The following is an 11,361-nucleotide window of genomic DNA, read 5'->3' as shown; positions in this document are numbered from 1 at the left end:
CGCCCGCCGACTCGCGTTTAGCCCCCTAATCGCGATCCGGGCCGCGTCGCTCCGGAACGCGTTCAGCGGGCAAAGTGCGATCCGGGCGGCGTCGCTCCCCTGGCGGCCAGATCGCACTTTGCCCGCTAAACGCAAGTCGCTCCCCCTGCCGCCGGAGCGCGATTAGCCCGCTGAACGCGAGTCGGGGGGCGCAAACGGGAAGGGCCCCCGCCGAATGGCGAGGGCCCTTCTCGTGGATTCGCTTCGATCAGCGGAAGTCGCGGCCGAAGTCGTAGTCGTCCAGCGGCACCGCGGCGCCCGGCGTGGAGCCGAACACATCCGGGGTGTAGTAGCCGTCGTCGTAGGACGGGATCGCGTAAGCGGCGACCCGCGCCTCCTCGGTCGGCTGCACCTGGATGTTGCGGTACTTGTTGATCCCGGTACCGGCCGGGATCAGCTTACCGATGATCACGTTCTCCTTGAGGCCCACGAGCTTGTCCGAACGGCCGTTGATGGCCGCGTCGGTCAGGACACGCGTGGTCTCCTGGAACGAGGCCGCCGACAGCCACGAGTCCGTGGTCAGCGAGGCCTTCGTGATCCCCATCAGCACCGGGCGACCCGAAGCGGGCTCGCCACCCTCGGCGACCGACGCCCGGTTCTTCGCCTCGAACTTGGTCCGCTCGGGCAGCTCGCCCGGCAGGAAGTCCGTGGCACCGGAGTCGATGATCGTCACGCGGCGCAGCATCTGCCGCACGATGACCTCGATGTGCTTGTCGTGGATCGACACACCCTGCGCCCGGTACACCTTCTGGACCTCGTCCACCAGGTGCATCTGCGCCTCGCGCGGCCCCATGACCCGCAGGACCTCGTGCGGGTCCGGCGTGCCTTCGAGCAGCTGCTGACCGACGTTGACGCGGTCACCGTCGCCCAGCGGGCCGTTCGGGGTGTTCGCGAGCCGCTGACGCTTGGACAGCTTGTCGAAGACGATCTCTTCGCTGCCGTCGTCCGGGATCAGCGTGATCTTCCAGAACCGCTCGCTCTCCTCGATGCGCACCCGGCCATCGACGTCGGCGATCGGCGCCTTGCCCTTCGGGACCCGGGCCTCGAACAGCTCCTGGACACGGGGCAGACCGGTCGTGATGTCGTCACCGGCGACACCACCCTGGTGGAACGTACGCATCGTCAGCTGCGTACCCGGCTCACCGATCGACTGGGCCGCGACGATACCCACGGCCTCGCCGACATCGACGAGCTGACCGGTGGCCATGGACCGGCCGTAGCAGGTGGCGCAGATACCGACGGCCGACTCGCAGGTCAGCACCGAACGCACCTTGACCTTGGAGATCCCGCTCGAGATGAGCTTGTCCAGTGCCGGGTCGCCGATGTCGTCACCGGCGTTGAGCACGACGTTGCCCTTGGCGTCGACCGCGTCGGTCGCCAGGTTCCGCGCGTACACGCTGGTCTCGACGTGCTGGTCACGCAGGACCTTGCCGTCGCCGATGTCCTCGCCGATCGGCATGTTGATGCCGCGGGTGGTGCCACAGTCGACCTCGCGGACGATGACGTCCTGCGACACGTCCACCAGACGACGGGTCAGGTAACCCGAGTCGGCGGTACGGAGCGCCGTGTCCGCCAGACCCTTACGGGCACCGTGCGTCGCGATGAAGTACTCCGCCACCGACAGGCCTTCACGGAAGTTGGCCTTGATCGGACGCGGGATGTACTCACCCTTCGGGTTCGACACCAGACCACGCATACCGGCCAGCGACCGGACCTGCGTCATGTTGCCCGCCGCGCCCGACTTCACGATCATCGCGATCGGGTTGTCGTCCGGCAGCGCCGTCTCCATGATCTTGTGGACCTCTTCGGTGGCCTGCGTCCACACCTTGACGAGCTCGTTGTTGCGCTCGGTGTGCGACAGCTGACCACGCTGGTACCGCTTCTCGACCTGGTCGGCCTTGCCTTCGTACTCGTCCAGAATGGCTTTCTTGCCCGTCGGGACCAGCACGTCGGAGATCGCGACCGTGACACCCGAGCGGGTCGCCCAGTAGAAACCGGCGTCCTTCAGGCGGTCCAGGGTCTGCGCGACCTGCGTCATCGAGTAGCGCTCGGCAAGGTCGTTCACGATCAGGGCCTGACGCTTCTTCGGCATCGGCTCGTTGATGAACGGGTAGTCCGCCGGCAGCAGCTCGTTGAACAGCACGCGGCCAAGAGTGGTCTCGGCCAGCCAAGCCTTGCCCGGCTCCCAGCCCTTCTCCGCGAGCCTCGCTTCGTCGGCCTTGGCGGGCTGACGGTCGACGATGCGGATCTTGACCGGGGCGTGCAGGCTCAGCGCCTTGAGGTCGTACGCCATGATCGCTTCGGCGGGCGAGGAGTACGCGTTGCCGGCACCCTCGGCCTTCTCGGTGAGACGGGTCAGGTGGAACAGACCGGTCACCATGTCCAGCCGCGGCATGGCGAGCGGGCGGCCCGACGCCGGCGAAAGGATGTTGTTCGCCGACAGCATCAGGATGCGGGCCTCGGCCTGCGCCTCCGCGGAAAGCGGGAGGTGCACGGCCATCTGGTCACCGTCGAAGTCCGCGTTGAACGCTTCACAGACCAGCGGGTGCAGCTGGATGGCCTTGCCTTCGACCAGCTGCGGCTCGAAGGCCTGGATACCGAGGCGGTGCAGGGTCGGCGCACGGTTCAGCATCACCGGGTGGCCGGTGATGACCTCTTCGAGCACGTCCCACACCTGCGGGCGCGAGCGCTCCACCATCCGCTTGGCGGACTTGATGTTCTGCGCGTGGTTCAGGTCGACCAGCCGCTTCATGACGAACGGCTTGAACAGCTCGAGCGCCATGTCCTTCGGCAGACCGCACTGGTGCAGCTTCAGCTGCGGGCCGACGATGATGACGGAACGGCCGGAGTAGTCGACACGCTTGCCGAGCAGGTTCTGGCGGAACCGGCCCTGCTTGCCCTTGAGCAGGTCGGACAGCGACTTCAGCGGGCGGTTACCGGGACCGGTGACCGGGCGGCCGCGGCGGCCGTTGTCGAACAGCGCGTCGACGGCCTCCTGCAGCATCCGCTTCTCGTTGTTGACGATGATCTCGGGCGCGCCGAGGTCGATCAGCCGCTTCAACCGGTTGTTCCGGTTGATGACCCGGCGGTAGAGGTCGTTCAGGTCGGAGGTGGCGAACCGGCCACCGTCGAGCTGGACCATCGGGCGCAGGTCCGGCGGGATCACCGGGACGGCGTCGAGCACCATGCCGCGCGGGTCGTTGCCGGTGGCCTGGAAGGCCGCGACGACCTTGAGCCGCTTCAGCGCGCGGAGCTTCTTCTGCCCCTTGCCGTTGCGGATGGTGTCGCGCAGGTTGTCGGCTTCGGCCGCGACGTCGAACTCGGTGGCCAGCTTCTGGATGGCCTCCGCGCCCATGCCGCCGGTGAAGTACTCGCCGTAGCGGTCGATGAGCTCGCGGTAGAGCAGCTCGTCGGCGATCAGCTGACGGACGTCGAGCTTGGTGAAGGTCGTCCAGACCTCCTCGAGACGGTCCAGCTCGCGACCGGCGCGGTCACGCAGCTGACGCATCTCGCGCTCGCCGCCTTCCTTGACCTTGCGGCGGACGTCGGACTTGGCGCCCTCCGCCTCCAGCTCGGCCAGGTCGGCTTCCAGCTTCTGCGCCCGTGCCTCGATGTCCGCGTCACGCTTGGTCTCGAGGTTCTTGCGCTCGACGCCGATCTCGTTCTCGAGGGTCGGCAGGTCGTTGTGCCGCAGCTCGGTGTTCACACCGGTGATCACGTAGGCCGCGAAGTAGATGATCTTCTCGAGGTCCTTCGGCGCCAGGTCGAGCAGGTAGCCGAGGCGGGAAGGAACACCCTTGAAGTACCAGATGTGGGTGACGGGAGCGGCCAGCTCGATGTGGCCCATCCGCTCACGGCGCACCTTGGCGCGGGTGACCTCGACGCCACAGCGCTCGCAGATGATGCCCTTGAAGCGGACCCGCTTGTACTTACCGCAGTAGCACTCCCAGTCCCGGGTCGGGCCGAAGATCTTCTCGCAGAAGAGGCCGTCCTTCTCGGGCTTGAGCGTCCGGTAGTTGATGGTCTCCGGCTTCTTGACCTCACCGAAGGACCACTGACGAATGTCGTCGGCGGTGGCGAGGCCGATGCGGAGCTCATCGAAGAAGTTGACGTCCAGCACGTCTTTGCATCCCCTTGGGGTTGAGTCGACTAGAGGGGTTGGCGGTCGAGGCGGGGCCCACGGGAGGCAGGCCCCGCCTCGGACAGCCGTCAGTGCACGACGTCGTCCACCGAGGGCGACTCGTTGCGGGACAGGTTGATGCCGAGGTTGGCGGCGGCGCGCTCGAGGTCCTCGTCGTCGGAGTCGCGCATCTCGATCGCGGCGCCGTCGCTGGACAGCACCTCGACGTTGAGGCAGAGCGACTGGAGCTCCTTCAGGAGCACCTTGAACGACTCGGGGATACCCGGCTCGGGGATGTTCTCCCCCTTGACGATCGCCTCGTACACCTTCACGCGGCCGACCACGTCGTCCGACTTGATGGTCAGGAGCTCCTGCAGGGTGTATGCGGCGCCGTACGCCTGCATCGCCCAGCACTCCATCTCACCGAAGCGCTGGCCACCGAACTGCGCCTTACCACCCAGCGGCTGCTGCGTGATCATCGAGTACGGACCGGTGGACCGGGCGTGGATCTTGTCGTCGACGAGGTGGTGCAGCTTCAGGATGTACATGTAGCCGACCGCGACCGGGTACGGGTACGGCTCGCCGGAGCGGCCGTCCAGCAGCGTGGCCTTGCCGTTCTGCTTCACCATGCGCTCACCGTCGCGGTTCGGCTTGGTGGCACCGAGCAGGCCGGTCAGCTCGTCTTCCTTGGCGCCGTCGAACACCGGGGTGGCGGTGTTCGTGCCGGGGTCGACGTCGTACAGCTCCTCGTTGAGGTTCTTCGCCCAGTCGGGGTTGCCCTCGATCTTCCAGCCCTGCGACGCCAGCCAGCCCAGGTGGAGTTCCAGGACCTGGCCGATGTTCATACGACGCGGGACACCGTGGGTGTTCAGGATGATGTCGACGGGCGTGCCGTCCTCCATGAACGGCATGTCCTCGGCGGGGAGGATCTTGCCGATGACACCCTTGTTCCCGTGGCGGCCGGCGAGCTTGTCGCCCGGCTGGATCTTCCGCTTCTGGGCCACGTAGACGCGGACCAGTTCGTTGACGCCCGGGGGCAGTTCGTCGTCGTCCTCGCGCGAGAACACGCGGATGCCGATGACCTTGCCGGTCTCGCCGTGCGGCACCTTCAGCGAGGTGTCGCGGACCTCACGGGCCTTCTCGCCGAAGATCGCGCGGAGCAGGCGCTCTTCCGGGGTCAGCTCGGTCTCACCCTTGGGCGTGACCTTGCCGACCAGGATGTCGCCGTCGCGGACCTCGGCACCGATGCGGATGATGCCGCGCTCGTCGAGGTCGGCCAGGACCTCCTCGGAGACGTTCGGGATGTCCCGGGTGATCTCCTCGGCGCCCAGCTTGGTGTCGCGGGCGTCGATCTCGTGCTCCTCGATGTGGATCGACGTGAGCACGTCGTCCTGCACCAGGCGCTCCGAGAGGATGATCGCGTCCTCGTAGTTGTGGCCCTCCCACGGCATGACCGCGACGAGCAGGTTCTTGCCGAGCGCCATCTCACCGTTCTCGGTGGACGGGCCGTCGGCGATGACCTGACCCTGCTCGACCCGGTCGCCCTCGTTGACGATCGGGCGGTGGTTGAAGCAGGTGCCGTGGTTCGAGCGGCGGAACTTGTACAGTCCGTAGCTCTTCCGCGTGCCGTCGTCGTGCATGATCGTGATCAGGTCGGCCGAGAGCTCCTCGACGACACCGGACTGCTCGGCGACGAGCACGTCACCGGCGTCCACCGCGGCACGCAGCTCCACCCCGGTGCCGACGTACGGCGCCTGGTTGCGGAGCAGCGGCACGGCCTGACGCTGCATGTTCGCGCCCATCAGCGCGCGGTTCGCGTCGTCGTGCTCGAGGAACGGGATCATCGCCGTCGCGACCGAGACCATCTGTCGCGGCGAGACGTCCATGTAGTCCACGTCCAGCGGGTCGATCAGCTCGACCTCGCCGCCCTTCTTACGGACCAGGACGCGGTCTTCGACGAAGGTGCCGTCTTCCGAGATCGGCGCGTTGGCCTGCGCCTTCACGAACCGGTCTTCCTCGTCCGCGGTGAGGTAGTCGACCTGGTCGGTGACGCGGCCCTCGACGACCTTGCGGTACGGGGTCTCGATGAAACCGAACGGGTTGACCCGCGCGTACGAACAGAGCGAACCGATCAGGCCGATGTTCGGGCCTTCCGGCGTCTCGATCGGGCACATGCGGCCGTAGTGCGACGGGTGGACGTCACGGACCTCCATGCCGGCGCGCTCACGCGACAGACCACCCGGGCCGAGGGCGGACAGACGACGCTTGTGCGTCAGCCCCGACAGCGGGTTGTTCTGGTCCATGAACTGCGACAGCTGCGAAGTGCCGAAGAACTCCTTGATCGCCGCCACGACGGGACGGATGTTGATCAGGGTCTGCGGCGTGATCGCTTCGACGTCCTGCGTGGTCATCCGCTCACGGACGACGCGCTCCATCCGGGACAGACCCACGCGGATCTGGTTCTGGATGAGTTCGCCGACGGTGCGGAGACGGCGGTTGCCGAAGTGGTCGATGTCGTCGGTCTCGACCGGGATGGTCTGGTCGCCGACGGTGACCTTGTCCTCGCCCGCGTGCAGGCGGACCAGGTACTCGATCGTCGAGACGATGTCCTCTTCGGTCAGCGTCCCGGTGTCGTACGGCGTGGTGAGGGCGAGCTTCTTGTTGACCTTGTACCGGCCGACCTTGGCCAGGTCGTAGCGCTTCGGCTTGAAGAACAGGTTCTCCAGCAGCGTCTGCGCGCTCTCCTTGGTGGGGGGTTCGCCCGGGCGCAGCTTGCGGTAGATGTCGAGCAGCGCCTCGTCGGTGCCGGCGGTGTGGTCCTTCTCGAGGGTGGCGAGCAGCGTCTCCGAGAAGGAGAAACGCTCGCGGATCGCCTCGGTGGTCCAGCCCAGCGCCTTCAGCAACACGGTCACCGGCTGGCGGCGCTTGCGGTCGATGCGGACGCCGACGGTGTCGCGCTTGTCGACGTCGAACTCGAGCCAGGCACCCCGGCTCGGGATCACGCGGACGTTGAAGACGTCCTTGTCGGTGGTCTTGTCGACACTGCTGTCGAAGTACACACCCGGCGAACGGACCAGCTGGGACACGACGACACGCTCGGTGCCGTTGATGACGAAGGTGCCCTTGTCGGTCATCACCGGGAAGTCGCCCATGAAGACCGTCTGGCTCTTGATCTCGCCGGTGTTGTTGTTCACGAACTCGGCGGTCACGAACAGCGGGGCCGCGTACGTCATGTCCTTGTCCTTGCACTCCTCGACGGAGGCCTTGACCTCGTCGAAGCGCGGGTCGGAGAAGGACAGCGACATGGATCCGGAGAAGTCTTCGATCGGCGAGATCTCGTTGAGGACCTCTTCCAGGCCGCCGACCGGGTTTTCTTCACCTTCTTCGACGCGGCGTTCGAACCACGCCTCGTCGCCGGTGAACCATTCGAACGACCTGATCTGCACGTCGAGCAGGTTCGGGGTGCTGAGCGGCTCGCGAATCTTTGCGAAGGAGACCCGCTTGGGGGCTCCCGGGATTCCCGTGGACTCCGAGCGAGATACAGCCGAGGTGGTCGCAGCAGTGGCCTGGTTCGCGGGAGAGACTGCCAAGATGCGTCCTTCCGGGGACAATGAGCGGTGAGCAGCCGCGTCAGCAACAGCTGATGCGGACTGTCAAGGGTGCCGTGTGCCCACTATCCTAACTACCGGCTCCGGGCAGCCTGAAAGAGGGCAGCGCAAAGAAGCAGTCTAGCCCGAACGTCGCGGTCTGTCCAGGGGGCGCTCCCGATGGGGCCCAGCCTGCATCGCAACGTCTTCAGGAATGCCTCTCCTCGGCTTCCCCGGACCGTCCCTCCCGCAAGGGCACCGCCGGTTCTCACCGTTGGCAGTAAGCGTGACCCCACGCGGGCTCTGAGTCAAGATGCCGCGCGGCGGACCCGCCGGTTGGCGCAGCGTCGAAGTAGCGCCGTGACGAGGGCTTTACCGGACGGTCATCCTGGTTACCGCCCGGTACCCGCAGGTGACGGCCTTGGGGCGCCGACCTGCGTTTAGCGGGCTAATCGCGCTCCCGCCGGGGGTCGTTCCGGAGAGTCACCGGGCCGGGGCGGGGCAGTCCCGGGACGGGTTGGATCTTGTGGCGGTTGTGGCCGGTGAGTCTTCTGGTGCGGCGCACAGGGAGGCGCGGGGATCGCGTTTAGCGGGCTAAACGCGACGCGCCTGGGCGGCATCGCGATCAGCCCGCTGAACGTACTCCGCCGGGCGCTGCCAGACTGGGCCGCGTGTGCGAAATGTGCGAGCAGGACGCCGGTGCCGAGGTGACGCCGGCAATGTCCCCGGTCTTCTTGCGGCCGGAGGCCGAGCTGCGGCTGGCCGCGGAGCGGAGTCTCCTCCTCGACGATCTCCGCGGATACGTCGCCGGGTTGGACGAGAACAGCGAGCCGGACGGCGAACTGTTCTCTCGCTGGGCGGAGGCGGCCGGGCTGGTTCGGGTCTTCAAGGGCAAGCATGTGCCCGTCAAGAAGAACGCGAAGCTCCTCGACGACCCTCTCCAGCTCTGGGAGCGGCTGTATTCGACGATCGGTGAAGCCGGGTGCGGCATCGCTTCCCAAGACGCTGCCGTTCCGCTGGCCTTCGGGATGCTGTTCCCCCAACTGGTCACCTCGATCTCCCTCACGCTCTACCAGTCGGATCCGGTCCCGGTGCCGGTCGAGCTTCTCTTCGAGATCTTGGCTTCGACCCTCGATCTCGGGCAGGCACCCAGTGAGTCGACGCGGTACGCGACAGTCGTCACGCTGGACTTGCTGGGACGGCTCGGCGCGATCGAGCAGGACACCGCGGACGCGGCCGGGCTCGCGAGGATCGCCGAGATCGCAGGCAAGCCTGATCCCTCCCCGGTCCTCGTCAGCCTCACCCCGATCGCCGTCTGGGCGATCAACAGGCAACTCCGCGAAGCCGGAATCGACGCGCCGGTCATCGGTGACGCCGCGGAAGCGAGTCTCGATGAGCTGAGCCCACACCTCATCGACGCCGCGCCGGAGATCATCGACGCGGAGCTGAAGTCCTGGGTCCGGCACCGGTCACCCTCAGGCGCGGCAGTGGAAGCGAGCGAGTTCCTCCGCGCGGCGCGGCTTCCCGAAGAACGGCTGTTCGCCTTGATCGCGCTCGGGGAAACCGGCGAAATCGGTCTTGAGACCGCCGCGGGAGTCCGAACCGAAGGCGGTCTGATCGGCGCGGTCGCCGCGATGTGGCTTTCCGAACGTGGAGCGGTCGGCCCGGAAACGATCACCCGCGACGAGGTGATCCTCGGGATGACCGACCACTTCGCGGCAATGCACGCGCTCGGCGCGTTCGTTCATCAGCTCGCCGACATGGACGACGGGTTCGACATCGTGGACCTGCTGACGTCCTCTGGCCACCCGGACAGACTCGAACTCCTGAATGTCGTCGGCGTGGAACATCCGGACCGGACGATGGCCAAGAAGGCGCGAAAGGCGAGCTTCAAGCTCCGGTCGAGCGACGGCGTGCAACCCCCTGGTCAACGCAGCGACACGTCACGATTAGCCCGCTAAACGCAGGTCAGTGGGGCCGGGATCGCGTTTAGCGGGCTAAACGCGATCCGGTCCGAGGCCGCGGGCTACTTCGAGGGGGCGGGCGAGGCGGGGGGTGCGGCGGGGGCCGAGGAAGCGGCCGGGTTGGGCGGAGCGGCGTAGGTGTTCATCGCCGTGATCTTCCACTTGTCGCCCTGCAGCTCCGCGTTCAAGTGCAGCTGCGCGCTCCCGGCGGTCGTCTTGTTCGTGTCGGCCCGCGTCGAACTCTGGTCGACGAACACCATCACGTCGGCCCGGTCGCCTTCCAGCCGGATGACGGCGCTGCGGGTGACCTTGCAGGTCACGACCATCTTCTGCTGCGGGGCCAGCCGCTTGACCTCGCCCATCAGCAGGTTGTACTTCGCCCGCACCTCGTCGTTGACCAGCAGATCGCCCGCCGCGGTCTCGGTCTTCGCGATGTTGTTGTAGTCGTACGAGAACAGCGCCTCGGTCGCCTTCGCGACCTGGTCCTTGACCTGCGCGGTCTTCGCGACGTCCAGCAGCGCGGTGTTGTCCGTCGAACTCGACACGTCGTCGGCCTGGATCTTGAACACCACTGCGGACGCGGCCAGCAACAGCCCGACGACGACCAGCGCGCTCGCCAGGATCAGCTGCCCGGAGAACGGCTTCTTCGCCTTGCCGGGCTTCTCGTCGGAGTCGGAATCGGAGTCGGCCTCGGAAGCGACCTCGGCTTCAGCCTCTTCGATGTCGTCCGGCTTCGCCTCGGCGACCGCCCGGGCCTTCGCGCGCGGGCTCGGCTTCGCGACAACCTCCTCCTCAGCGACCTCCTCAGCGGCCTCAGTGCTCTCAGGAGCCTCGACAGCGGCCACTTCAGGCTCAGCAGCCTCAGAGACCTCAGCAGACTCCTCAGCGACCTCGACAGGCTCAGGCGCCGGACGCGGAGCAGGCCGCGGCGAAGGACGCCGAACCGGCGCCGGCTTCACCTCGGGCGTCTCCTCCACCGAAGGAGCCGTGTCGACCTCGGAAGCGGGAGAGGAACCGGGCCGTCGCAGACCGGCCACCCGGGGGCGGCGCACCGGCGGGGTGCTGCGAGGGGGCTGGCGGCGGGAGGAGGGCACTACGGACTCCGTTCTGGGTGACGCTCTTACTGGCCGGCCGCGACGAGGGGCACGTTGTCGATCCCGGACAGCTTCCACTCATCGCCGACCCGGGTCATCGAGACCTCCAGGCGCAACGCCTTCGAACTCGCCTTGTCGCCCTGGGTGACCTGCGTGGTGATGGCGGCGAGGAAGCTCGCCTTGCCCTCGTGATCGTCGAGTTCCTCGACGGCGATGTCCTGGATCGTGGTCACGACCTTGGTCTTCGCGTCACTGAGCGCCTTGCGATAGGTCGGTTCCAGCTGCTTCAGCTGCTCGGCCATCTTGTCGTCGGACACGGTCTTCTGCCGCTCGAAAAAGTCGTTGAGGTTCTCGAAGTCGACCTCGGTGTACGCCTTGATCGCGGTGCCGCCCGCCTTGACGACGTCGTCACGCGAACGCGCGAGATCGGCGTTGTCGTCGGAGGCGGCCACGGCCCACATGACACCGAAGATCGCCGCGGCGACGAAGGCGGCCAGGGCGAACGCCGCCGCCCCCAGGACCAGGGTCCGCGATCGAGAAGAACTCATGACACTCCA

Annotated in this window: 5 protein-coding genes; 1 reads left to right on the top strand and 4 read right to left on the bottom strand. The window is 67.0% G+C overall.

The annotated features are described in order from the left end of the window. Window positions 1–247: 247 nt before the first annotated feature. Window positions 248–4,159 (bottom strand): DNA-directed RNA polymerase subunit beta', encoded by a 3,912-nt coding sequence (locus tag BS329_RS29085; RefSeq protein ID WP_076164395.1) that lies wholly within the window; start codon window positions 4,157–4,159, stop codon window positions 248–250. Window positions 4,160–4,248: 89 nt separating this feature from the next. Next, the gene (rpoB, locus tag BS329_RS29080) at window positions 4,249–7,749 is read right to left on the bottom strand and encodes a DNA-directed RNA polymerase subunit beta (RefSeq protein ID WP_076164393.1); all 3,501 of its coding nucleotides are present in this window, start codon (window positions 7,747–7,749) and stop codon (window positions 4,249–4,251) included. A gap of 716 nt (window positions 7,750–8,465) precedes the next feature. On the opposite strand from rpoB, the gene BS329_RS29075 reads away from it, so the two are divergent. Continuing rightward, window positions 8,466–9,707, top strand: a complete 1,242-nt coding sequence (locus tag BS329_RS29075) for a hypothetical protein (protein WP_084750277.1) — start codon at window positions 8,466–8,468, stop codon at window positions 9,705–9,707. A gap of 65 nt (window positions 9,708–9,772) precedes the next feature. Here BS329_RS29075 and BS329_RS29070 read toward each other — a convergent pair whose 3' ends face one another. Together BS329_RS29070 and BS329_RS29065 are read right to left on the bottom strand one after the other, a co-directional pair. After that, on the bottom strand, window positions 9,773–10,747 hold the full coding sequence (locus BS329_RS29070; protein ID WP_076164389.1) for a hypothetical protein: 975 nt from the start codon (window positions 10,745–10,747) through the stop codon (window positions 9,773–9,775). An 83-nt stretch (window positions 10,748–10,830) separates the two neighbouring features. Continuing rightward, a complete protein-coding gene (locus tag BS329_RS29065) occupies window positions 10,831–11,352 on the bottom strand; it encodes a hypothetical protein (protein ID WP_076164388.1) in 522 nt (173 codons plus the stop codon). Window positions 11,353–11,361 lie beyond the last annotated feature (9 nt).

The sequence above is a fragment of the Amycolatopsis coloradensis genome (assembly GCF_001953865.1).
In the GTDB taxonomy this organism is placed as follows: Bacteria; Actinomycetota; Actinomycetes; order Mycobacteriales; family Pseudonocardiaceae; genus Amycolatopsis; species Amycolatopsis coloradensis.
This window is presented reverse-complemented; position numbering and strand designations above follow the sequence as displayed.

Coding starts and splice junctions, on each gene's coding strand:
- BS329_RS29075 (WP_084750277.1), top strand. CDS start 8,466: ATGTCCCCGGTCTTCTTGCGGCCGGAGGCCGAGCTGCGGCTGGCCGCG.
- BS329_RS29065 (WP_076164388.1), bottom strand. CDS start 11,352: ATGAGTTCTTCTCGATCGCGGACCCTGGTCCTGGGGGCGGCGGCGTTC.